We start from the raw sequence: 23,249 nt of genomic DNA, 5'->3' as shown, positions 1-23,249 counted from the left end.
TTAAATAAGAGAATGATCCCATCAGTTACAGAGACAGATCTGTAAGAACGAAAGAACAGATTTTTAAGGTGAATTCGATGGCTACATTACTACATATCAAATCCAGCATTTTTGGGAACGGCGGTAAATCAAGTCAGTTGGCTGACAACTTTATTGAGCAGTGGTTAGAGAAGCATCCACAAGGCCAAGTGATTGTTCGTGATTTGGTTGCCGAAGATGTTCCGCATCTTGATGCGGCTGTTATGACGGCATTATCCACACCTGCTGATGAGCGTAGTGCAGAACAGCAAGCGATTGTTGCTCGCTCAGATCTCTTTATTACAGAGTTAAAAGCTGCAGATGAGATTGTGATGGGCGTACCAATGTATAACTTTGGCGTACCGACTCAGATGAAAGCTTATTTCGATTTGATTGCTCGTGCAGGAGTGACATTTAAATATACCGAGCAGGGACCGGTTGGTTTGATTGCAAGTAAACCCGTTTACCTATTGGCTACACGTGGTGGTCTATATCGTGATCAGGGCCATGACTTTCAGATCCCTTTTGTGCAGCAGTTCCTTAACTTTATCGGCCTAAGTGAGAGTGAGGTTATTTATGCTGAGGGGCTAAGCATGGGTGATTTAGCCGAAAGCTCTTTAGCTAAAGCTAACCAGCAGATTGCTGCTATCCACTAATTATGGAGATAGGCAATGGGCTTGTTGATTGATGGTCAGTGGCATGACCAGTGGTATGACACTAAGAGCAATAAAGGTGAATTTGTTCGCAACGCATCACAGTTTCGTAACTGGGTAACTAAAGATGGTAGCGCTGGGCAGAGTGGTAAAGGCGGTTTTAAAGCTGAAGCGGGTCGTTACCATCTTTATGTCTCTCTGGCTTGTCCATGGGCGCATCGCACACTAATTATGCGTGAGTTAAAAGGGCTGACAGATTATATCTCGGTTGATGTCGTACACCCGCTCATGTTTGAACATGGCTGGTCGTTTGCGAGTGATTTTGCGGCGAGCACGGGTGATAGCTTATTCGGACATGATTATTTACATCAGGTGTATACCCAAGCAAGGCCAAACTATAGCGGGCGAGTCACTGTTCCAGTTTTATGGGATAAACAGACCAATACGATTGTGAATAACGAGTCCTCAGAAATTATTCGCATGCTTAACAGTGCCTTTGATGATATTGGCGCAAAGGCAGGTGATTTTTACCCTGAAGTCATTGGTGCTCAGATTGATGAGGTCAATAAGTGGGTCTACGACACAGTCAATAATGGCGTTTACCGAGCAGGCTTTGCTACGTCGCAAAGTGCTTATGATGCTGCTGTAGTTGAGTTATTCACAGCCTTGGATCAGTTGGAAGAGCGCCTGTCACAGCAGAGGTTCTTAGTGGGCGATCAATTTACTGAAGCTGATCTGCGTTTATTCACAACCTTGGTTCGTTTTGATCCTGTGTATGTGACGCATTTTAAATGTGATTTGCATCGAGTTGCAGATTATCCAGCGTTATCGGGCTATTTACGCGAGATTTACCAGATGGCTAATATCGCCGAAACGGTAGATATGGATCACATTAGGCACCACTACTACCGCAGTCATCGTACCATTAATCCGACGGGTGTGATTTCAGTTGGTCCAGAATTTGATTTAACTGCACCACATGGTCGGGAGTAGTTATGAGTAAGTTAGACAATCTACGCAGTATTAAACGTATTATCCCAGCAAAAGACAGTATGGATGGTGCTGGAGTTAAGTTGAAGCGCAGCATAGGTAGAAGCGAGGCTACTCGGATTGATCCTTTTCTGATGTTGGATGCGTTTTCATCAGAGAATCCAGATGACTATCTGGCTGGATTCCCACCTCATCCCCATCGTGGCTTTGAAACTGTAACTTATATGTTAGATGGGCACATGATCCATCGTGACCATATGGGAAATGAAGGGGATCTAAGAGCGGGTGGTGTGCAATGGATGAAAGCTGGCAGAGGGGTGATTCATGAAGAACGACCTCTGCGTGTAGACGGTTTGATGCGTGGTTTTCAGTTGTGGATAAACCTACCTGCTGCAGAAAAGATGCAACCGGCTGCTTATCAAAATATTGAGCCTGAACAGGTGCCACAATTGATCGGTGAAGGCTATCAATTGAAGATTGTTGCAGGTGAAATAAATTTGGAAGGCCAAGTTTTAAAAGGGCCTGTGCAAAACAGTGCTACTGAACCAATGTATTGTGACCTGCAGCTCGAAGCTGGGCGAGAAATTGAGTTGGCTCTGCCAGAGTCCCATAACGCTGCGATCTACCTTTTTGAAGGTGAAGCTCAGGTGGCTGGAGAGCCTGTTGATCCACACCAAGTATCCGAACTTTCTGAAGGTAAAGGCGTTGTTATCAAAGCACAAAGTGATAGCCGTATGTTGATCTTGGCAGGTAAGCCTATTGGTGAACCCGTGGTCCAGTATGGTCCTTTTGTGATGAATACAATGACTGAGATAGAACAAGCGCTGACCGATTACCGCGAAAACCGTCTTGTTAGTTAAAGGGATATAAAGGCTTCGTTTAGATTATTTGAGGGGATACAGGATCGCATTAACGGCGGATTATCGGTGAAAATTCCATCCACACCCCAGTCAAAAAGAATTGCAGCTTGAGTGGGGTCGTTACAGGTATAGCAGTAGAGTTCGTACCCTGCTTGTTTGATCACTTTTACATCACTTGGGGTGATTAGGTTGGCATCACAATGTAGGCTAACCGCTTCTAACATCTCGGCTTTCAGTTGCCAAAGTTCAGGGAGGTGGTCATATAGAAGTCCAATCTGAGCTTGAGGGTCTAGTGCCTTATAAGCGCTCAGCAGGTCAAAGTTGTAACAACTGATAATCAACTTTTCGGGTGTAGGCCAATAGACGCTGATCTGCTCAAAGACTCTTTCTGCAACGAGATCCGGCTCTAAATCGAAAGGTTTTATCTCCAGATTCAGGCCCAGTTGCAGTTCTTGGCAAAGCCTTAATGCATCCGAAAGGTGGGGCATAGGTTCATCTATCCATTCCGGGTGGAACCAACTGCCAGCATCCAGCAAAGGTAAGGCATCGAAGCTTAGAGCACTTAATGGCCCTTGCTGATTAGTACAGCGATCTAGATGCTCATCATGAAATAAAACAGGCGTTGAATCTCCTAGAAGGGTGGTGTCGAGTTCAACCCAAGTAACACCGCATTCAGCAGCCATCTGAATACCCGCTAAAGTATTCTCGGGAGCTAAATGCGCAGCTCCCCTATGGCCAATGATACGGCTGGCGATCATGGAATCTGCATTCCTCTCTGGACGAATTCAATATGGCCCATCCGTTCCATCCAAGCTTTCACAAACGGAAATTTGTCAGGATCGACATGTTGCCACTCATAACGCATAGCCCATGGATAGATGGCGAAATCTGCAATTGAAAGCTCTTCCCCAATCACAAACTGTTTATTTGATAACTGCGTATCGAGAGTTTGCCATAAGCGCTGGGCTTCGTTGTTGTAACGTTGTTTGGCATAGTCTGAAGCATCAGGTGCAAAGCGATTAAAGTGATGCGCTTGCCCTAAGAACGGACCAAAACCACCCATCTGCCACATTAACCATTGTAGGCACTCTAGGCGGGCTTGTGGGTCTGAAGGGATAAATTCACCGGCTTTTTCAGCTAAGTAAATTAAAATTGCGCCGCTTTCAAATAGTTGGACGGTTTCGCCGTTTGGACCTTCATCGTCGACTAGAGCAGGAATTTTGCTATTTGGACTAATCGCTTTAAACGCAGGTTCAAATTGTTCTTTCTCGAAAATATTAACTGGATGGACTCGATAGGGAAGACGAAGAGCTTCCAACATGATGGATATCTTTCGCCCGTTTGGTGTTCCCCAAGTGTATAAATCGATCATCGCAGTGCCTTACAGGTTGATAAAGTGGTGGTAAATACCGATCAGCTCTTGTTCTGTAAATGTAACAATAACTAACTGCTGACCTGGTTTAATTAAATTGGGGTTCTCACCTAAGATCCCTTTTTGATAGTTGTAGATATAGGTTTGATCTACTTTGGCTTTTAATACTTGGCCTAAAAAGGAACTACGTTTATCACCTAAAGCTTCATCTGCGTCTTTCGGAATATCTACTGATACTTTCTCCCCCAGCCCCGGTAAAGAAAGTCCTTCAGTAAAGGTACGCATGAGGCCGTGTTGGATGATTCCCCATAAGCCTTCATCATCCCCCTCATTAACGGCATGAATAAAGTAGACTTTCTGTGCAGAGTTATCGGGATCATCTAATAACTCCAGCAGTTTGATCTGTTGCGTTGAGACTAAGGCTGTATCTGCGACAGTAACGTTAGTATTTTTTTCGTTCTTGCCTGTTTTTATCACGCTCAGATGGCTGCTCACTGCAAAGGTTTCACCTTGCGCTTCTGCGGTCGATCCGTTCCTTTGTGGGCTTTCGGCTTCTTCCAAAATCTCCGCTTGAGTCGACGTTTTAACAGCTGGGAGTTTAAGCAGTTGATCAGCCGTTACAAAATTACTCGCTTGCTCAATTTTAATCGGACTTTCCTGCCCCGAAGTTAAGCGGTCAATATGTTGGCGAGCTTCTTTTTGGGTGGATGATTTAGACTGTGTATCAGTATTTTGTATGGTATTTGGAGCTTGTTCCTTCTGTATAAACAGATATCCAGCTACGCCAATACAAATAATCACGAATACTAAAATGAGACGCTGCATAATTTGATCCTAATTAGCTTTGGGTCTTTCCACTAATGTAGCGGTTCGCTGGTGATAAGAAAACAGCAGAATATTTATATTGTCCCATTCCATATACCTGCAAACCTACTAACCCAAGGTACGTTGTCGTTGATAGTTATTTAACGTAAATGAAGCTAGAGAAATTATTGAATATTTGTTATATTTGCTAATCGAATTGATACTGATTATTGTTTAGATTTCTGGAATGTGTGCTTTGCTAAATTGTAGTTTGAATGTTGTCAGCGGTAGTAGTTTAGAGTTATTGGATTTAGTTGAGCAGCAAAGATTTGGTGTGGAATATCAACCCTTAATAGATGCACATACGGGGGATATTCTTGGTTATGAGGCATTGGCGCGCTTTTATCATGCAGATGGTCGAGCAATTCCGCCTTTAGATGTTTTTCAAGTTTTGCACGACAGTCCTCTCATGTTGGCGCAAGTCGAGTTGCAACTTAAGCGTTTACAGATGCGTTATCGTCCAGCGGGTGTGGCGCTATTTTTGAATCTTGACCCACATGCTTTTTCCGTTTGTACTGATGCGGATGGCTCGGGTCAAAATGCGATGGTTAACTTGCTCAAGGGAAATACCGATCTAGTTATTGAATTGATTGAAAATACTGACGTCAATGATGCCAAAATAAGTAATGATGTTTCTGAACTGATGCGAAAACAGGGCATTGCGATTGCCTTAGATGATGTCGGTGCGCCTGGTAGCATGATTGCGATGAACATTCTTAGTGAAGTGGACTACATCAAGCTTGATCGGAGTTGGCTACGTGATGATCTGACTGAGAATATGCAGTTACTTATTAAAAGTGTCATTAGTTTTGCGCGTGTTAGTGGTAAAAAGACTGTATTGGAGGGGGTCGAGTCTGCTGAAGATTTGGCAACGGCAATAAAGTTAGGTATCGACTACGTACAAGGTTTTTTCTATCAGGAACTCTTTATTCAACAGCGATGTTTTGACTGATTAGCCTCAAAATAGACTACCCTTAAAACTGTAATTTTAACTTATTGATTTTTATATGATTGAAAAGATTGATGAAGTTTTAGGTTTTTGGTTCGGTCAAATAGATGACGGTTTTACAGTCTGTGATCGCTCAGAACTATGGTGGGCAGGCTCTCCTGAAAATGATCGCTTGATCAATGAGCTTTTTGGTCATCAAGTTCGTCAGGCTTTACGTGGTGATTTAGATGCTTGGGCAGAAACACCGCGTGGACGACTGGCGTTAATTCTGTTGTTAGATCAATTTACCCGCACAATTTATAGAGGTTCTGCTGACGCATTTTCTGGTGATAATCAGGCTTTACAACTATGTCTTAGCGGACGAACCCAAGGATATGATAAAGCGTTAGAGATTGTCGAACGTACCTTTTTCTATATGCCTTTAGAACATGCTGAAAACCTGCAAATGCAAAAGTTGTGTGTTAGTAGTTTTGAGCAGATGTTGTTAGAAGTGGCAGGCGAAAAGAAACTACAAGTAGAAAACTGGTTAGACTTTGCATGCCAGCATTATGAGCAGATAGAGCGGTTTGGTCGATTCCCACATCGGAATGAAGTTATAGGGCGGAGCTCAACACCAGAAGAGTTGGCTTATTTATTACAGAGCCACAGTCGTTGGGGACAATAAATCTTTGGGTTTAATAAATAGCTGAAGCTAATATAAGACTTGTTTTAAAACAGGGTGTCTTGTTGCCTGTTCTGTTCTTGCCATGGCGTGAATAAACAACAGCTGGGTAGTGTGCCTTCAAGCTTTTCCACAAAGTAAGCAGCCAGTTGCGGCGCTTCGGCATTATCCGGTGTATGGAAAAAGAAATAAGGTGTTTTGCCTGCTTGCATCCAAGTTATAGCTTTACTAACCCATGGATCAAGGTAAGGGGCTCCCCATTGCCAATCTAAAGGTGTAATAAAGCGAATCATAGGGGAATGCCCTGTTGATATGGCATGTACAGGGAGTTGAGGTTTGTGTTCTTTCGCTTTAAGGCTTACCGCATCCTCTGCAGGGTGAGCAAATAAAGAACGGGTATCAAAACTAATGCGATTACAGTTTTGAGAAACCAGCAGTTGATTGAGTCGTTGCTCGGCATTTCCTTTTTGGAAAAACTCGGGATGGCGAATTTCTACTGCATACTGCCAATCGGCCGGGAGTGATTTTAGGTAGTTTTCAAGATCGTTTAGAGAATCAGGGCCAAATGCAGCAGGTAGTTGTATACAGAGTAAACCTAGTTTCTCTTGCAACGGAGCGAGCCGCTCGAAAAACTGCTGGGTTTCATTTTTGCAGTGGGTGAGTTGTCGTTGATGACTTATTTTTTGTGGGAATTTAAAGCAAAAACGAAATTGATCTGAAGACTCTGTGTACCACTGTTCAACGGTACTTTGTTTGGGTAACCCGTAAAAAGTTGAGTTACCTTCTACACTACTAAAATGGCGCGAATAAGCATTTAACACATGAATATGACTATTGCGTTCTAGGAAGTTATCTTGCCATGCCGCATGCTGCCATTGAGTTAGGCCTATATAACAACGTGGCGAAGCATTTGATAAGTTAGAAGGTATCATCACGTTTTTTGTGGGTATGTAATGTACTTTGATTCAAGAGAGTGTAGATTGTACCCTCAGATCATAAGCAATGCGTAGTTTAAAGAGAGAGATCTAATGGATTTTGCATCACTGTTGGGAATCATTTCGGGCCTAGCGTTAATTATCTCTGCCATTGTCATGGGGGGAAGTGCAGATGTATTTGTGAATGTCCCAGGCATGATGATTGTTGCTGGGGGGACTATCGCTGCTACTTTGTTGACGGTGCAATTCAAGGATGTGCTTAACTCTTTTAAAGGTGCATTTATTGTTTTTACTCAGGATAAAACAAATCCACAGGAGATGATTGATACGATGCTAGAGTTAAGTCGTATTAGCCACCGCCATGGTTTGTTAAAGCTGGGTGATGTCGAGAGCTCGTCTCCTGTTTTGAAACGAGCATGTATGCTCTTGGCTGAGGCTGCTTCAGAACAAGTCATTCGAAATACAATTCAAAACGAAATCGATTCGTTAGTATCTCGTCATCATGCTACGCAAGATGTATTTAAAAAAATGGCAGCGTACTCGCCTGCTTTTGGTATGTTGGGAACTCTTATTGGTCTAATCCAAATGCTGAGTGTTTTGGATAATCCTGAAGCAATTGGCCCTTCTATGGCTGTAGCACTATTAACAACCTTTTACGGCTCTCTATTAGCAACCATGGTCTTCCTTCCAATTGCTGGGAAGCTTAAGTCTAGAACTTTGCTTGAAGTAACTAACTTAGAAATTATACGAGAAGGGTGCATTAGTATCCTGACTAATGATCATTATATGCACGTATATGAACAGCTCTCGTCTTATATTCCTGCTGCTAAGCGAAAAAAAGTAGCGATTGGCAAGAAAAAGTAGTCGGGAGATCTAAATGAACTCTAAGAAAACACTGGTAGAGGAAGAAGAGGGCGCAAGTTGGATCTACACATTTGCTGATCTAATGACATTGCTCTTGGTATTTTTTGTTTTGTTGTTTTCTCTATCAAGTGTCGAAGCTGAACGTTTCGAAAAAACAATCAGATCTCTTAATGATGCTTTTCAGGGTGAGGATGGGGCGAACAGTATTATTGATCTGCCTCATAATGCCCCAGTTAAAACTGAGATACCTGAGGAGATTGAAGAATCCCTTCCTGCGACAGACATTGCAGACAAAGAAGCTGAAAAGCCGAACGAGAATGAAGCTGAACCACAAAATGTAGCGATTGATTCGGAGTTGACGAAATTAACTCACGAAATTAATCAGCAATTTCAAATTGCTGCGGCTACCGATGCGGTTGAAGTCGGAACGCCTAAGGATGGCAAGGTGACCATCAAAATTAAAGGGGATGTACTCTTTCCGTCTGGTTCTGCTGAGTTTAATACGGAGATGATGACGGTTCTGGATTCTGTGGTTCTTACATTAAAGAAAAACCCAGCTCTGAAGCTGAGTATTAATGGTCATACCGATAATATTCCTATCCAAACACCACGATTCCCTTCCAACTGGGATTTGTCTGCCATACGTGCAACCAATGTGCTTCGATATATGGTGCGTGGTGGTTTAGAAGTGGATCGAGTTACGGCGACGGGTTATGGCGACTCGGTGCCCGTGTCGTCTAATTCTACTTTACGAGGGCGAGCAGAAAACCGCCGTTTAGAATTTGTGCTTGAGAAAAGGGCAGCACAGTGAAGATCGATATAGAAATAGAACTTTCTGAAGAGGAAAATCGCCGCCAAGCTTTTCGAGCTGCTTCAAGTGGTCAGGTTAAAATGACGATTGGCGAGACGACGGTTGAGCTTTTAGATATTTCTGCAACAGGCGTTGCTTTTAAGACAGATCAAACCTTTTCCGGTTATTTAGAAGATGTCGCTATTCTTTTCAAAACGCATAAAAAATACCGCTTAAAACCGCGCTTAAAGGTTTCATTCTGTGGCAAAGGTCGTTGTGGCGCTGAATTTGAAGGTTTGTCAGATAAAGCTCATATGGCTCTATCTGAGTTAGTCGTAAGTTTACAAAAAGAGCTTATACGCCGAGAACGGGCTTTGAGAGAAGCGGCTGAAGACGGCGCTTAAGTGCGGCTTTCTATCTATTTGAAAATAATCTGAAAAAAAGGCTTGTGGTTTAGGGTAAGCATCTATATTATACGCGCCACGTTGATGCGGGGTGGAGCAGCTTGGTAGCTCGTCGGGCTCATAACCCGAAGGTCGTTGGTTCAAATCCAGCCCCCGCTACCAAATTCAGATTAAGCCGATTTAGTTAATTCTAAGTCGGTTTTTTCGTTTCTGGGGTATGGTAGTTTGAGTGGAGCAGCTTGGTAGCTCGTCGGGCTCAGCTCTTGTAACTCCGGGCGAAGGTCGTTGTTTCAAATCCAGCCCCCGCTACCAAATTCAGATTAGGCCGGTTTAGTTAGTTCTAAGTCGGCTTTTTCGTATCTGGAATATGGGTAATTGAGTGGAGCAGTTTAGTAGCTCGTCGGGATCAACTCTTGTAACCCCGGGCGAAAGTCGTTGGTTCATATCCATTTCCCGCTACCAAATTCAGATTAAGCCTATTTAGTTAATTCTAAGTCGTTTTTTTCGTTTCTAAGCACTTTTATATTTGTTCTATTTTGTAGTTTTAATTCTCGCAATCTATTTCGCGGCAGACTACTAGAAATTCAATTTATGTCCTATGCCTCGGTTGCATAATCCGTATGCTTATTTTATTCGTATGCATTAGGAAAGGAATCCGGAGCAAGGCTATGAATTGGGCTGTATCTTCAATCATTATGTTTCTGTTTTGCTCGCTCTTGTTTATTAGGCCGGCCTCAGCAGAGGTTGTTGAAGCTGAACAAGGTCAGGCATGTCCAGGTCTGCTTAACTATCGCTTTAAACGACTAGGTCAAGATCAATACGAAAACCTATGCGAAGCATATTCTGGAAAGCTCATACTCGTGGTTAATACCGCAAGCAAATGTGCTTTTACGCCACAGTATGATGGTCTTGAGAAGCTCTATCGAAAATATAATTCCTCGGGTTTTGTCGTACTAGGTTTTCCGTCTAATGATTTTTCCGGTCAAGAGCCAGGTACTGAAAAACAGATCCTTAATTTTTGTCGCTTAACCTACAGCGTTGAATTCCCGATGTTTGAGAAAGTGCACGCTGTTAAGGGCAAGGCTCATCCTTTTTATCAGCACTTAGCAAGTTTGGCTGATGGGCAGTACCCCGGATGGAATTTCCATAAATACCTTATCTCCCCAGAAGGCGAATTAATCGCTAATTTCAAAAGCTTCACTAGGCCTTCAGATAAAGGCTTGGTTAATCTCATTGAGGCGAATTTACCTAATGGATGAGTTGTTTTATCAAAATACAAAAGCGGTTCCTATCTCAAGGATCTCACGACTAAGTAAGTTAGGGGTTCTAGCAAGCAAAGTTGCCGGAAATATGCTGATAGATGGTGGTAAAGAGCTGATGCAAGGCAAATCACCAGCAATAAGAGATCTCCTTATCTCCGAGAAAAACTTAAAACAGCTAGCAGATAAGTTGGCCACTATGCGTGGTGCCGCTATGAAGGCTGGGCAATTACTTTCGATGGATGCAGGGAGTTTAGTTCCGCCTGATATGGCTGTATTGCTAGAGCGATTAAGAGCTGATGCGGTCACTATGCCAGCTGTTCAGTTATTAGATGTACTGGAAAAAAATTGGGGGGATGAGTGGCAGGATCAATTCCAGCGTTTTAGTTTTAAGCCAATTGCAGCCGCTTCGATCGGACAAGTCCATAAAGGCTTAACGCTCGATAACAGGGAACTCGCGATAAAAATCCAATATCCTGGTGTCAGAGAGAGTATCGATAGTGATTTAGATAATGTTTTCGGGCTATTACGTTTCAGCGGCTTGCTTCCCAAGGACTTAGATCTAACCCCACTGGTTGATGACGCTCGGAGACAATTAAAGCTTGAAGCGGATTATCGCCATGAAGGTCAGCAACTACGAAATTACGCTGCGAACATGGCTGCCTTCTCTCGGCGCGAAGAGTTGATGTTCCCTGCATATCATGAGGACCTTTCGACCGATGAAATCCTCTGTATGAGTTATATGCAGGGGCAACCTATAGAGAAATTAGCTTACGCCTCTCAAGAAGAGCGGAATCGCGTGATGTCTTTGATGATGGAGTTGTTTTTTGCTGAATTTCTAGACTATCGCTGTGTGCAAACAGACCCTAATTTAGCTAATTTACTCTATAACCTAGAGAGCAAACAGTTAGTGCTTTTAGACTTCGGGGCGACGCGTGAGTTTGAACCTTCTTTTGTTGATAACTATCAAAAAGCATTGCACGCAGCTACTGCCGAAGATCGTACAGCATTGGCCTCAGCATTAGATAAGCTAGGTTTTTTTGCTCAGGGTAAGGAAGTAAAAAATCTCGATGTCGTTTTGGACATCTTTATTCTTGCGACTGAGCCTTTGAGGTTCAAAGGAAACTATGATTTTTCAGGTTCGAAATTGGCGGAGAAAATTAGAGATAAAGGCCTCTCGATTAGCAGTGACCCTGATGCATGGCATTCACCACCACCGGATATACTTTTCCTTCATCGAAAACTGGTGGGGTTGTATCTCATGGCGACACGCTTTAATGCTTCAATTGATATGAATCGATTAGTTTCTCGATATTGGTGAGCATTGATCATTGCAGCGTTTTCTAAAACGCCATGTTGCGAAGCGTGTATAGGTAAACTCTAATAAGGGCTCTAATTTTAGGGCCCTTATTAAACTAGCAATTCTTTTATAACGCGTCAGGTTTTCCCAAATTAAGAGGAAGCTTGCGACACCTGTGATGGTTTCTCCATCGCTATTAATACTGTGAAGCCTCTCCATCGCTGCATTTAGTTCTATGTTGTGATCAGATAAGTGCTCTGGATTTAGATAGATATCGACCCATTCAATAGAACTATCAGTATCTACTCGTTGGTAATGATGAATCTCTTTTTTACATAAAGGGCAACCACCGTCGAAAAATACGATCGGTTTAGCTTTTGATTCTTGCAACATAGTGTTTGTTCACAACAGGTTTATTCGTCCGTTACGAAAGAACCCTTTGATCGGTTCAGGTGTTTACGCCGTATTAGTTTATATGAACAGTGTAAACAACAGACTAAAAAATGTAGTGTTAATGGGCGCTACAGGTGGGATCGGATCAGCACTGATTAAGCGGCTTCTCCAAGATCCGGATGTTGGGCATATATTTGCTTTTTCACGCTTGTCAGCAGAAAAGCCAATAGAGTTACACAACGACAAGGTGACTTATGGTTATGTTGATCTCTATTCGGAAAAGAGCATTTCTCAATTGGGCGTGTTTCTAGAGAGTATAGAATTTGATTTGGTCTTGGTTTGTTCTGGACTCCTCCATGATGAGCAAACTCAGCCTGAAAAGCGTCTCAGCCAGATTAATATGGAAAACTTCCAAAAGCTTTTCCATATTAATGCGACAGCGCCTATGTTAATTGCGCAGCAGCTTGTTCCTTTGCTTAATAAAAAGCGCAAAGTTGTATTTGCTGTGATTTCTGCACGAGTGGGCAGTATCAGTGATAACCGCTTAGGTGGTTGGTATGGTTACAGAGCCAGTAAAAGTGCTCTGAATATGCTTCTAAAAACCTTATCGATAGAGACACAGAGAAAACTTCCTCAATCTATCATTGTGGGTTTGCACCCGGGCACGGTGAACACAATGTTGTCCCAGCCATTTCAGAGTAAGGTTCCAGCAGAAAAATTATTTACTCCTGAGCAATCTGCTAGCTATTTGTTAGGTGTCCTAGAGACGCTACGTCCTGAACATAGCGGGAGAGTATTTGCTTGGAATGGTGCAGAGATACTCCCCTAATGCGCAATTATCTAACGGATATGCCTGCCACCATCTAAAGACAGTGTTCTGCCGGTCATGTACTTGCTGTCCAGCAGATAATCTACCGCTTTAATAATCTCCTCAGTCCCTGGCGCAATTTTTAAAAGAGATTTGTCTAACGCTTTGGCTTTATAGGCACTGTCGTCTTCAGGGTTAAACATAATCAAGGAAGGCGCAATAGCATTCACTTTGACTTTTGGTGCGAGCAGAGATGAAAAGGATAAGGTCATATTGCTAAGTGCCGCTTTGCTCGCAGCATAAGCGATATGTTTATCGCTACCTTTGTCCACTACATAGTCAGTAATATTAATGATGTCGGTAGTAGATTCGCAATTTTCTAGCAGGGGTTTTAGTGCCAAATTAAGTTGGTAAGGAACGCCAGCATGGATCATCATCATTTTGTTGAAGATGTCTTCAGGAGAATGTTTGCTGGTTTCAGGGAGCCAGTCTGAAGCATTGTGAATAATGCCCCTGAGGCTGGTGTAGTTACTTTTTACATGGTCGATAAGACGATTGAGGTCTTCTTGTTTATAAAAGTCACACTCAATCAGGTCGGCATCAGAGATCTCCTCTAAATTATCGTAATAGGTTCTGTATGTTCCAATAACAGGGATGCCGTGCTGTATAAAATGCCTGCACAATGCGAAGCCGATACGTTTGCCTACGCCGGTGATAAGGATTGGTTTTGATTTGTTTACCATCTTTTATGATATCCGTATTAATGACGTGTGTCGGCAATTTGTTTCCAAGGTAGAGGGGGTTTAAAGCTATCTGGGAAAAAGCTTGGAGGCTGTCCGACCATTTCGTCATAAGCGCTGTTGGGTCTGCGAAGTGTGTAGTGCTCAACATCCACAAATTGAAAGATCTCTTGTATCTCAAGAAGACTGCGACTTTTAAAAGGAGAGTCCCCTTGATATAGGGGCCGTTCTTGTCCTTCTGATTCTACTGTCACTTGATAAAGCATCCAATCGAGAGAGTGAATGATGACTTTATCTATCGGTTCAAGGTCATGTATATCTTCTATCTGAAGTTTCATCGCTATCACCTACTTATGTTAAAAACTCTGCTCTTGTACGTTCGTTAGTCTTGAAGATGCCGCCGAGTGCAGTGGTTTCAGTTACTGAATTGACATCCATGATGCCGCGAGATTTGACGCAGTAATGTGTTGCTGAGATAGAAACAGCAACGTTATCTGTTTCTAGTAGAGTCTGAAGTGCAATAAGAATTTGCTTTGTAAGCCTTTCTTGAACTTGCGGGCGTTGGCTAAAGAATCTAACGAGGCGGTTGATCTTTGATAAGCCGATGATTTTTTTGTTAGGGATATATGCTACTTTTGCTGTGCCATCTATAGTCACGAAATGGTGTTCGCAGGAGCTTACGAGATTGATGTCGCGGACTTTGACCATCTCGTCCACATCCATTTTGTTTTCGATCATCGCTATCGCTGGAAAATTTTCATAATCCAAACCAGAGAAGATCTCATAAACATACATCTTAGCTACGCGATGGGGTGTTTCTCGTAAACTATCGTCTTCTAGATTTAAGCCTAAGGTGCTCGCAACCTCAGTCATAAATCCTTTGATTCGTTCGTATTTTTCGTCTTGGCTCAGTGGGGATTTGATGGTGGGTGTCTCTAATCCTTTTTCTATGAGTTGGTCTCGAACGGCAGCAGCTTCTGCAGAAATCATAATGTTACCCCTAACTGTATTTGTCCTTTGTACGAGATAAATATTGATCTAGATCAATAAAATTGTAGCGCTTTATGGGGAGGAAGGGGGGAGCTGACCCTGATTCTTAAAAGGGAGTGTGAAACAAAAAAGAGGGATGTGAAAAAAGCTGACATCGCTAAATGCCAGCTTCTGGGTGTAGCTTGATGGTTAGAGTTAGCTCAAACGTTCCACTGCAAGTTCATCTGCAATTTCACCCGTAGGGCGATTTTCCTTTGTCGAACGATTAAAGATTTCGTTGAGCGTATCTCCGATGCCTTCAATATGTGCTTTGGCTTTTTCCGCATCATACCCACTGCGCTCATAGGATATATCAATGATTCCGCCTGCATTGATGGCGTAATCTGGCGCATAGAGAATGCCGCGCTCATGTAATTCATGATCGTGATGGGGCCGTGCTAATTGGTTATTAGCTGCGCCGGCAATAACTTTTGCTTTGATCTGTGGGATGGTTTCATCATTCAAGCTAGCACCTAATGCGCAAGGTGCGACTACATCAACCTCCTGCAGCAGTATTTGTTCTAGTGGGACAGCCTTAGCTCCCAACTCTAAAACTGCTTTTTCTACCTGCTCTGGATTGATATCACTTACAAATAGCTCGACGCCTTCTTTATGGAGGTATTCAGCTAGACGGAACCCCACGTTCCCAACACCTTGTATCGCGACTTTAAGTCCTTTGAGATCAGTGATGTTTAGTCGATGCTTTACTGCTGTTTTTAAACCTATAAATGTTCCGTATGCTGTTGCCGGTGATGGATCGCCGTTAGAGGGTTGGCCATCAATACCTGGATGATCAGTTACACCCGCAACATTTGCGGTATATTGCCCCATTATCTTTAGGTCTGGCACGGATGTTCCCGAATCTTCTGCGGCTATATATTGATGGCCGGTTTGCTCTAAAAAGCGCCCCATTGCGGCCAAGAGTTCTTTGCTTTTGTGTTGGCGAGGGTCGCCAATGATAACGGATTTTCCGCCACCTAAGGCAAGGTTGGCCAAGGCTGATTTGTAAGTCATCCCTTTGGATAAACGCAGTACATCAGTTAGGGCTTCTTCGTCATTAGCATAATTCCACATCCGACAACCACCTAGGGCAGGGCCGCGTTGAGTGTTGTGAATAGCGATTATGGCTTTTAAGCCTGTTTCTTGGTCGTTACAGAAGACGATCTGTTGGTGTTGATCGAATTCAGGGTGGTTGAAAATAGTCATTACAATTCCTGAAGCTTATCTATCGTCCAATGAATGGAGTTCGAAAGAGTATTGGTGTTACTGGTAAAAGATATTAAGCAGATTCGGTGGTGTTCGGCTGAGAAAAGCTGAAAGGGTTACCAACAACTACTTTAAGGTTTAGCAATCCAACAATTGAAGCGTTTCGACTTGGCTGACTATCAAAGAAGAGAGTAGTGACTTTTTAACAAAAACAGTCATAAGGATTTACCTCTAGGTTGGATCGCAACCAGATAATTAAATACACAATGTGTGATATCAGCAGGCCCTTGTGAGGCTGCAATAAGCGGAATACTACCAGTGATCTTATGCCAAGAACACAGTGTGGTTAACCTCTCATGCTGGAAAATAAGCGAAATCATAGCCACTGGTTATACTTATAATGGAATTAACCTAACCCTGAGGTTTATTTAACAGATGGAAGTTAACGCGATAGTTTTTGTCGGAGGTGATTTAGACAGCGAAGGGCGCTCTGCAGCGATGCGCTACGATATTGGTTTGCCCTATATTGAGTATGTGTTAGAGCAGTTACCCCAAGAAATCACCTCGGTTATATTGCTGGCTGATAGGCATCAGCCTCAAATTGAAGATTTTTCCTTACCGATTATTTATGTAGACTCCTCTCCGAAAGGATTTTTGTCAGAACTACATAAGGTTCTATCGGAGCAGTCAGATAGACGTTTCTTAGTGTTATCTAGGGCCGACGATCGGTTTACTAACGAACATTGTTCGCAACTTTTGGACCATTCAGCAAGATTGCCCCATATGACGGTTATCTCAACTCATCAGGGGGAAATACTTCCTTTCCCTATGATTCTCCCTGCGGGTATTGCTGAAGATATAGGAGAGTTTCTATCTGATTCAGCGGGCTCAGTCGCAGATTGGTTAGAGCAAAGTGTCTTCATTGAATGTGAACTTACAGATGTACCTTATCTGCTGTAAGCCATAAGCTGAGTTTTACTACCTCTATTGTAATAGGCTTTTTGTTTTTGCAGTAGAAAAGAGGGTGCTGATTCAGTGGCGGTTTTAAAACCATGTTTTTTGTAGAAGGGAATTGCGCTCTCATAGGCAAAGCAATAAAGAGTTACCTCTTGCGTTATCTGCTGAGTAAGGATCTTATTTAATAATAAGCTGCCTAGTCCTAGCCCCCTATGTTGTTTTCCTACCCATAAGCCTCTCAGAATTATTAATTCACTTAATTCCGTAATGTTCTGCTCTGTGATAGTTGAAAGCCTAGTTGCTGCGACTATCTCCTCTTCCAGGGTTAACCAAATACAATGATCATTGAGTTGAATACGCCCCTTATGGCCATTTCGTTTATAGAAACGCCCAAGATCTGGTGATTGAAGTTCTTTACCGACAGCGGAATGAAAACTGATGTTAGATTTCATTGTTACCTAATTCTCACTTTAGAAAGTCTTTCTAGTAGTTATCTTTATTTGTTTTCGGATTCTACAGAATAGATTGCTCTTGCATGATGCGATCATTTTTTTGAGATCGTTTGATTATATCGAAAGCATACATATTGAGATGTGCTTATATTTGGTGCATGTGCACAAAAATAGAGTTCGAATTTGGTGCATAGGTTTGATTGTAGTTGCTCAATACTAAGTGGGTTCTTTATAACTATTTGTTTTGTAAGCATTATTTTGAGTTGGCATGTGCTGTGCTTTATAGGTGGTAATTATGTAATATTATTTTGAGGGGACAACATCATGGTTAAATCTACCACTAAATCTTTGATTGCTGCGGGTTTATTATCTGCTTCTGTTATGGCTGAAGCAGGTCTGTCTGCGAATATTGGCGCGATGAGCGAATATTACTTCCGTGGTGTGGATTACTCTGATGGCCCAACTATGATGGGCGGTATCGACTACGAAGCAGATAATGGTCTATATGCTGGTATCTGGGCTGTAGGTGAAACTAACTTGGCTGACGAAGATATTGAGTATGATATCTACGGTGGTTACGCGGGCGAAGCTGGAGATTTCGCGTACAGCATTGGTTATACAGGTTATTTTTACACTGAAGCTGAAACTGATTATCACGAGCTTAACCTAAATGTTGGTTACAGCTTTTTGAATCTTGAGGTAACGCTAGGTACAGAAGATCAGCCTTCTGGCACTGCTGAAGCTGACTACTCATTTGTTGCGCTAACAGGTGAATATGAAGGCGCTTACCTAACTTACGGTTCTTTCGGTAAAGATTACGAAGGTGATTACGTAGAGCTAGGTTATGGCTTAACTTACGAAGGTCTAGATATGAACGTTGCTTACATCAATCCAGACGATGATCTAGGTGGTTCTAACACAGTTGCTTTCTCAATCAGCAAAACGTTCGACTTCTAATTTGAGCGCCTTTGATTGATGTATACATGCTAGGAATTTTTGCCCATCTTCGGATGGGCTTTTTTTTGGCTGAGGTGCAAATAAAAATGCCGTGCTAAGCACGGCATTTTTAGTTTTGCTAGATTGTTTGCTTAAGAGCAAAGTGCATCTAGTTTTTGCTTTAGAATACCTTGAACTTGGCCAGGGTTGGCTTTGCCTTGAGAGGCTTTCATTACTTGGCCCATAAAGAAGCCAATCATCTTGCCGCGTTTCTCTGGCTCAGCATTTACATACTGTTCTACCTGAGGGCCACTGTTAGCAATCACATCATCAACTATCTTTTCGATAGCGCCGCTGTCTGTTACTTGCTTAAGGCCTTTTGCTTCGATGACATCATCTGCACTACCGCCTTCGTTCCACATAACTTCAAACACTTGCTTGGCAATTTTGCCAGAGATCGTGTTGTCTTTAATGCGTGCAAGCAGGCCGCCGAGTTGCTCTGCTGATACTGGGCTGTCAGCGATAACCGTATCATTTTGGTTAAGCATTTTAGATAGCTCACCCATGACCCAGTTGGCTGCTAATTTTGCGTCCTTAGATGCTTTAGCTACAGTTTCAAAGTACTCAGCCATAGTGCGATCGCCTGAAAGTACCATCGCATCGTAATCACTCAGTTTATACTCTTCGATAAAGCGAGCTTTACGTGCGTCCGGAAGTTCAGGTAAAGAAGCGCGTACTGCTTCGATATAGCTGTCATCGATCTCGATTGGCAGCAGATCTGGGCAAGGGAAGTAACGGTAGTCGTTCGCTTCCTCTTTCGAGCGCATTTCGCGGGTCTCGTTTTTCTCTGCATCATACAGGCGTGTTGCCTGAACTACTCGGCCGCCATCTTCAATCAGGTCAATCTGGCGTTCGATTTCACCGGTGATTGCTTTTTCGATAAAGCGGAAAGAGTTGATGTTTTTAGTCTCGGTACGCGTACCAAATTCTTCTTCACCTTTGATGCGTACGGATACGTTACAGTCACAACGGAAAGAGCCTTCAGCCATGTTACCGTCACAGATACCTAGACTGGTTACAATCGAGTGAATCTTGCGCACATAGGCAACGGCTTCTTCTGCGCTACGCATATCTGGTTCTGATACGATCTCAAGAAGCGGGGTGCCGGCACGGTTAAGATCGATGGCTGTCATACCCGGGAATTCATCGTGAATCGACTTGCCCGCATCTTCCTCTAGGTGGGCACGTGTTACGCCGATGCGTTTTTCGGTACCGTCTTCTAGAGTGATATCAATGTGGCCCACGCCTACGATAGGGTGGAACAATTGACTGGTTTGATAACCTTTTGGTAGATCAGGGTAGAAGTAGTTTTTACGGTCAAAAACCGATCTACGGCCGATCTCGGCATCTACAGCTAGACCGAATTTTACGGCCATTCGCAGTGCTTCTTCGTTAAATACAGGTAGTGTACCTGGTAGTGCTAGGTCTACCGCACACGCTTGTGTATTAGGTTCGGCACCAAACGCTGTGCTGGCACCGGAAAAGATTTTGGAGTTTGTCGCTAGCTGGGCGTGAATCTCAAGCCCGATTACCGCTTCCCATTCCATAGTAAATAAACCTCTTAGATGCCTTGTGGTGTCTGTTTATGCCAATCAGTCGCCAACTGGAACTGATGTGCAACATTTAGCAGTTTCTGTTCAGCAAAATAGTCGCCAATGATCTGAAGACCTGTTGGTAGACCATTAACACTGCCGCAAGGAACAGACATGCCTGGAAGGCCTGCAAGGTTTAGGGAGATAGTGAAGATATCTTCCATGTACATCGCTACTGGGTCAGACGTTTTTTCACCCAGTTTAAAAGCAGGGTGAGGTGTTGTTGGGCCCATGATGACATCAACTTCAGTAAGCACCTTAGCGAAGTCGTCACGGATCAAACGGCGGATCTGCTGAGCTTTGTTGTAGTAGGCATCGTAGAAACCCTCAGATAGAGCATAAGCGCCAACCATTATGCGGCGTTTAACTTCAGGTCCGAAACCTTCGCCGCGGCTGCGTTTGTATAGATCTTCTAGATCAACTGGGTCTTCACAGCGATAGCCGTAACGTACACCATCAAAACGAGACAGGTTAGAAGAGGCTTCTGCAGGCGCGATAATGTAGTAAGCAGGAATAGATAGCGCTGTATTTGGCAGGCTGACTTCTTTCACTGTTGCGCCAAGCTTTTCAAACTCTTTAATCGCTGATTGCGTATGTGCAGCAATATCGGAATCCATATCATCCATGAAAAACTCTTTTGGTAGGCCGATGCGTAGGCCGTCTAGAGGTTTTTCAAGGTCCGCTGTGTAATCTGGCACTTCACGATCTACAGAAGTGGAATCGTGCTTATCGAAACCGGCCATTACGTTTAGCATCATCGCCGCATCTTCAGCGGTTTTAGTCATTGGACCACCCTGATCAAGGGAGGACGCAAATGCGATCATGCCGAAGCGAGAAACACGGCCATAAGTTGGTTTAAGGCCGGTAATACCGCAAAGCGCAGCAGGCTGACGGATAGAGCCACCTGTATCTGTGCCTGTTGCAGCAGGAGCTAGTTGCGCTGATACGGCAGCTGCCGAACCGCCAGATGAGCCACCTGGGACACAGTCAGTGTTCCAAGGGTTTTTAGCTGCACCGTAGAAGCTGCTCTCGTTGGAGGAGCCCATGGCAAATTCGTCCATGTTGGTTTTACCCAACATGACCGCACCAGCCTGATTGAATTTGTTAATAACAGTCGCGTTGTAAGGCGCAACAAAGTTATCAAGCATCTTTGATGCACAACTTGTGCGAACGCCTTGTGTGCAGAAGATATCTTTGTGCGCAATCGGTAGGCCGGTAAATGCACCTGCAGTACCCGCGGCAATAGCTTCGTCTGCTGCTTTAGCTTGAGCTAAAGCTTGTTCTTCAGTCACTGTAATGTAGCTGTTGTATTTACCGTCTTCAGCCTTGATGCGTTCTAGGTAGGCTTGGGTTAATTCAACACTACTAAAATCACCCGTCTTCAGGCCTTGAGCTAATTCGGCAAGTGTTTTTTCAAACATGGAATACTTATCCTTAATCAATATTCTGGCTGAATGGGTATCACTCAATAACTTTAGGTACTAAGAACAAGCCGTTCTCTACAGCAGGTGCTACAGACTGTAGCTGCTCTCGGTTATTTTCTTCAGTCACGTCATCGCTGCGTAAGCGTTGTACAGCATCCAGAGGGTGTGCCATCGGGGATACATCAGTGGTATCAATGGCCTGCATCTGATCAACCAGATCCAGAATATTTGTCAGATTTTGCGCGTATTCAGGAGTGTCCTGTTCTTCAATTTGAAGGCGCGCCAGATGGGCGATTTTGTCCACATCAGAGCGATCCAGAGACATAATTTACTCTCGCTTATTGGGGTGGTTTTATGAGAATGCATAAAGGGAAAAAACTTAAAGATGTACGTTACCATAACGCCAAAGCTTCATGAAGATAATTTAGCCAGTGTTTTTAAGTAGTTTTACTGATTTTCGCCTTGCTCAAAGCGCCTACCGTTGTTAGAGTTACGTGTTTTCAGGATATAGCGGCTATACCTGCAGAATTTCTTAGGACTCCCTGTACATGCTCAAGAAAATTCGTGGTCTTTTTTCCAGCGATCTGTCCATTGACCTGGGCACTGCAAATACACTGATTTATGTCCGCGATAAGGATATTGTTCTTGATGAACCGTCTGTTGTCGCGATTCGCCAGACTGGTAATCAAAAATCTGTCGCTGCAGTAGGTGCTGACGCAAAACGCATGCTGGGTCGTACGCCCGGTTCCATTACAGCTATTCGTCCAATGAAAGATGGCGTTATTGCCGACTTCCATGTGACAGAAAAAATGCTGCAGTACTTCATTAGTAAAGTTCATGACACTAATTTCCTAACACCAAGCCCACGCGTTTTGGTGTGTGTGCCTTGCAAATCTACCCAAGTAGAACGTCGTGCGATCAAAGAATCGGCGATGGGGGCAGGAGCACGTGAAGTTTATCTAATAGATGAGCCTATGGCGGCTGCGATCGGTGCAGGCTTGCCTGTCGATGAAGCAAGTGGATCGATGGTTGTTGATATCGGTGGTGGTACGACCGAAATTGCTGTTATCTCTTTGAATGGTATCGTTTACGCGGATTCTGTTCGTATCGGCGGTGACCGTTTTGATGAGTACATCGTTACTTACGTGCGTCGTAATTACGGGAGCTTGATTGGTGACTCTACTGCTGAACGTATCAAGCAAGAGATTGGTACTGCTTACCCATCTTCCGAAATGCACGAAATTGATGTGCGTGGTCGTAACCTGGCTGAAGGTATTCCGCGTAGTTTTACACTTAATAGCAATGAAATCCTAGAAGCGCTTCAAGAGCCGCTTTCTGCGATTGTTCAGGCTGTTAAAAGTGCATTGGAACAATGCCCACCAGAATTGGCTTCAGATATTGCTGAGCGTGGTATTGTTCTGACCGGTGGTGGCGCACTATTGCGTAATATTGATCGTTTGATTAGCGAAGAAACAGGTTTGCCTGTAATCGTTGCTGAAGACCCTCTTACATGCGTAGCGCGTGGTGGTGGTCGTGCTCTGGAGCTATTGGATAAGCATGGCTTCGAGCTAGTTAGCCATGATTAACTCATGCGTGATATTGATTCCAGCCTAATCTTTGATACTTACCTCCGACATATCTATATATGTCAGGGGGTGAGTTATTAAGACTATATTCCTTGGCCGATCTTCTGGCCGTTTTTTCTTTTTTCTGGTTATTTTTGCCTTTGCGCT

Annotated in this window: 27 protein-coding genes and 1 tRNA gene; 15 read left to right on the top strand and 13 right to left on the bottom strand. The window is 43.5% G+C overall.

What is annotated here, in order from left to right:
• Positions 1–77: 77 nt before the first annotated feature.
• Genes ACMXYO_RS12785 through ACMXYO_RS12775 form a run of 3 tightly spaced genes read left to right on the top strand, consistent with a single transcriptional unit; the run spans position 78 to position 2,521 of the window.
• Positions 78–674 carry an FMN-dependent NADH-azoreductase gene (locus tag ACMXYO_RS12785; protein WP_415885483.1) on the top strand — a complete coding sequence of 199 codons (597 nt, stop codon included), beginning with the start codon at positions 78–80 and terminating at the stop codon, positions 672–674.
• 15 nt (positions 675–689) lie between these two features.
• Positions 690–1,664 carry a glutathione S-transferase family protein gene (locus ACMXYO_RS12780; protein ID WP_415885482.1) on the top strand — a complete coding sequence of 325 codons (975 nt, stop codon included), beginning with the start codon at positions 690–692 and terminating at the stop codon, positions 1,662–1,664.
• A gap of 2 nt (positions 1,665–1,666) precedes the next feature.
• Positions 1,667–2,521, top strand: a complete 855-nt coding sequence (locus ACMXYO_RS12775; protein WP_415885481.1) for a pirin family protein — start codon at positions 1,667–1,669, stop codon at positions 2,519–2,521.
• On the opposite strand, the gene ACMXYO_RS12770 is transcribed toward ACMXYO_RS12775, so the two are convergent.
• Genes ACMXYO_RS12770 through ACMXYO_RS12760 form a run of 3 tightly spaced genes read right to left on the bottom strand, consistent with a single transcriptional unit; the run spans position 2,518 to position 4,718 of the window.
• Entirely contained in the window at positions 2,518–3,279 is a 762-nt protein-coding gene (locus ACMXYO_RS12770; protein ID WP_415885480.1) for a glycerophosphoryl diester phosphodiesterase, read from the bottom strand. The two genes, ACMXYO_RS12775 and ACMXYO_RS12770, sit on opposite strands and share 4 nt — an antisense overlap.
• A complete protein-coding gene (locus ACMXYO_RS12765) occupies positions 3,276–3,893 on the bottom strand; it encodes a glutathione S-transferase family protein (RefSeq protein ID WP_415885479.1) in 618 nt (205 codons plus the stop codon). The genes ACMXYO_RS12770 and ACMXYO_RS12765 overlap by 4 nt, the downstream gene beginning before the upstream one ends.
• Before the next feature lie 9 nt (positions 3,894–3,902).
• Positions 3,903–4,718, bottom strand: a complete 816-nt coding sequence (locus ACMXYO_RS12760; protein WP_415885478.1) for a hypothetical protein — start codon at positions 4,716–4,718, stop codon at positions 3,903–3,905.
• Between the two features lie 226 nt (positions 4,719–4,944).
• On the opposite strand from ACMXYO_RS12760, the gene ACMXYO_RS12755 reads away from it, so the two are divergent.
• Positions 4,945–5,709 carry an EAL domain-containing protein gene (locus ACMXYO_RS12755; protein ID WP_415885477.1) on the top strand — a complete coding sequence of 255 codons (765 nt, stop codon included), beginning with the start codon at positions 4,945–4,947 and terminating at the stop codon, positions 5,707–5,709.
• Positions 5,710–5,764: 55 nt separating this feature from the next.
• Entirely contained in the window at positions 5,765–6,370 is a 606-nt protein-coding gene (locus ACMXYO_RS12750; RefSeq protein WP_415885476.1) for a DUF924 family protein, read from the top strand.
• A gap of 44 nt (positions 6,371–6,414) precedes the next feature.
• Here ACMXYO_RS12750 and ACMXYO_RS12745 read toward each other — a convergent pair whose 3' ends face one another.
• Positions 6,415–7,299 carry a DUF72 domain-containing protein gene (locus ACMXYO_RS12745; protein WP_415885475.1) on the bottom strand — a complete coding sequence of 295 codons (885 nt, stop codon included), beginning with the start codon at positions 7,297–7,299 and terminating at the stop codon, positions 6,415–6,417.
• A gap of 96 nt (positions 7,300–7,395) precedes the next feature.
• Here ACMXYO_RS12745 and ACMXYO_RS12740 point away from each other — a divergent pair, with 96 nt between their 5' ends.
• The 6 genes from ACMXYO_RS12740 (at position 7,396) to ACMXYO_RS12715 (ending at position 11,940) form a co-directional block, all read left to right on the top strand.
• Positions 7,396–8,166: a motility protein A gene (locus ACMXYO_RS12740; protein ID WP_415885474.1), complete on the top strand. Its 771-nt coding sequence runs from the start codon at positions 7,396–7,398 to the stop codon at positions 8,164–8,166.
• Between the two features lie 13 nt (positions 8,167–8,179).
• On the top strand, positions 8,180–8,977 hold the full coding sequence (locus ACMXYO_RS12735) for a flagellar motor protein MotB (RefSeq protein WP_415885473.1): 798 nt from the start codon (positions 8,180–8,182) through the stop codon (positions 8,975–8,977).
• Positions 8,974–9,360 (top strand): PilZ domain-containing protein, encoded by a 387-nt coding sequence (locus tag ACMXYO_RS12730; protein ID WP_415885472.1) that lies wholly within the window; start codon positions 8,974–8,976, stop codon positions 9,358–9,360. Before ACMXYO_RS12735 ends, ACMXYO_RS12730 begins: the two co-directional genes overlap by 4 nt.
• A gap of 85 nt (positions 9,361–9,445) precedes the next feature.
• Positions 9,446–9,522 (top strand) — tRNA-Met (locus ACMXYO_RS12725).
• Positions 9,523–10,028: 506 nt separating this feature from the next.
• Positions 10,029–10,619 (top strand): glutathione peroxidase, encoded by a 591-nt coding sequence (locus ACMXYO_RS12720; RefSeq protein ID WP_415885471.1) that lies wholly within the window; start codon positions 10,029–10,031, stop codon positions 10,617–10,619.
• The gene (locus tag ACMXYO_RS12715) at positions 10,612–11,940 is read left to right on the top strand and encodes an ABC1 kinase family protein (protein WP_415885470.1); all 1,329 of its coding nucleotides are present in this window, start codon (positions 10,612–10,614) and stop codon (positions 11,938–11,940) included. The genes ACMXYO_RS12720 and ACMXYO_RS12715 overlap by 8 nt, the downstream gene beginning before the upstream one ends.
• Here ACMXYO_RS12715 and ACMXYO_RS12710 read toward each other — a convergent pair.
• Positions 11,920–12,312: a thiol-disulfide oxidoreductase DCC family protein gene (locus tag ACMXYO_RS12710; RefSeq protein ID WP_415885469.1), complete on the bottom strand. Its 393-nt coding sequence runs from the start codon at positions 12,310–12,312 to the stop codon at positions 11,920–11,922. The genes ACMXYO_RS12715 and ACMXYO_RS12710 overlap by 21 nt on opposite strands.
• Before the next feature lie 121 nt (positions 12,313–12,433).
• Here ACMXYO_RS12710 and ACMXYO_RS12705 point away from each other — a divergent pair, with 121 nt between their 5' ends.
• A complete protein-coding gene (locus ACMXYO_RS12705) occupies positions 12,434–13,141 on the top strand; it encodes an SDR family NAD(P)-dependent oxidoreductase (protein ID WP_415885468.1) in 708 nt (235 codons plus the stop codon).
• 11 nt (positions 13,142–13,152) lie between these two features.
• Here ACMXYO_RS12705 and folM read toward each other — a convergent pair whose 3' ends face one another.
• The 4 genes from folM to ACMXYO_RS12685 all read right to left on the bottom strand — a co-directional run bounded on the left by folM (position 13,153) and on the right by ACMXYO_RS12685 (position 16,095).
• A complete protein-coding gene (folM, locus tag ACMXYO_RS12700; protein ID WP_415885467.1) occupies positions 13,153–13,863 on the bottom strand; it encodes a dihydromonapterin reductase in 711 nt (236 codons plus the stop codon).
• Between the two features lie 17 nt (positions 13,864–13,880).
• Positions 13,881–14,198 carry a DUF6482 family protein gene (locus ACMXYO_RS12695; protein WP_415885466.1) on the bottom strand — a complete coding sequence of 106 codons (318 nt, stop codon included), beginning with the start codon at positions 14,196–14,198 and terminating at the stop codon, positions 13,881–13,883.
• Positions 14,199–14,211: 13 nt separating this feature from the next.
• Positions 14,212–14,850, bottom strand: a complete 639-nt coding sequence (gene folE / locus ACMXYO_RS12690; RefSeq protein WP_415885465.1) for a GTP cyclohydrolase I FolE — start codon at positions 14,848–14,850, stop codon at positions 14,212–14,214.
• A 195-nt stretch (positions 14,851–15,045) separates the two neighbouring features.
• Entirely contained in the window at positions 15,046–16,095 is a 1,050-nt protein-coding gene (locus ACMXYO_RS12685; protein WP_415885464.1) for a Leu/Phe/Val dehydrogenase, read from the bottom strand.
• Between the two features lie 435 nt (positions 16,096–16,530).
• Here ACMXYO_RS12685 and ACMXYO_RS12680 point away from each other — a divergent pair, with 435 nt between their 5' ends.
• Entirely contained in the window at positions 16,531–17,055 is a 525-nt protein-coding gene (locus tag ACMXYO_RS12680; RefSeq protein WP_415885463.1) for an NTP transferase domain-containing protein, read from the top strand.
• On the opposite strand, the gene ACMXYO_RS12675 is transcribed toward ACMXYO_RS12680, so the two are convergent.
• Entirely contained in the window at positions 17,043–17,504 is a 462-nt protein-coding gene (locus tag ACMXYO_RS12675; protein WP_415885462.1) for a GNAT family N-acetyltransferase, read from the bottom strand. The genes ACMXYO_RS12680 and ACMXYO_RS12675 overlap by 13 nt on opposite strands.
• 324 nt (positions 17,505–17,828) lie before the next feature.
• Between ACMXYO_RS12675 and ACMXYO_RS12670 the strand changes: the two genes are divergently transcribed.
• Positions 17,829–18,461, top strand: coding sequence for a TorF family putative porin (locus ACMXYO_RS12670; protein ID WP_415885461.1), 633 nt, complete (start codon positions 17,829–17,831; stop codon positions 18,459–18,461).
• 131 nt (positions 18,462–18,592) lie between these two features.
• Here ACMXYO_RS12670 and gatB read toward each other — a convergent pair whose 3' ends face one another.
• From gatB to gatC, 3 genes are read right to left on the bottom strand one after another with little or no spacing between them, the layout of a single operon-like run.
• A complete protein-coding gene (gene gatB / locus ACMXYO_RS12665; RefSeq protein WP_415885460.1) occupies positions 18,593–20,047 on the bottom strand; it encodes an Asp-tRNA(Asn)/Glu-tRNA(Gln) amidotransferase subunit GatB in 1,455 nt (484 codons plus the stop codon).
• A 14-nt stretch (positions 20,048–20,061) separates the two neighbouring features.
• On the bottom strand, positions 20,062–21,513 hold the full coding sequence (gatA, locus tag ACMXYO_RS12660; RefSeq protein WP_415885459.1) for an Asp-tRNA(Asn)/Glu-tRNA(Gln) amidotransferase subunit GatA: 1,452 nt from the start codon (positions 21,511–21,513) through the stop codon (positions 20,062–20,064).
• A 40-nt stretch (positions 21,514–21,553) separates the two neighbouring features.
• Positions 21,554–21,841, bottom strand: a complete 288-nt coding sequence (gatC, locus tag ACMXYO_RS12655; protein ID WP_415885458.1) for an Asp-tRNA(Asn)/Glu-tRNA(Gln) amidotransferase subunit GatC — start codon at positions 21,839–21,841, stop codon at positions 21,554–21,556.
• A 223-nt stretch (positions 21,842–22,064) separates the two neighbouring features.
• On the opposite strand from gatC, the gene ACMXYO_RS12650 reads away from it, so the two are divergent.
• Positions 22,065–23,102, top strand: a complete 1,038-nt coding sequence (locus ACMXYO_RS12650; RefSeq protein WP_415885457.1) for a rod shape-determining protein — start codon at positions 22,065–22,067, stop codon at positions 23,100–23,102.
• Positions 23,103–23,249: the final 147 nt, after the last annotated feature.

It is taken from the genome of Neptuniibacter sp. QD37_6, assembly GCF_047778085.1.
GTDB lineage: Bacteria > Pseudomonadota > Gammaproteobacteria > Pseudomonadales > Balneatricaceae > Neptuniibacter.
This window is presented reverse-complemented; position numbering and strand designations above follow the sequence as displayed.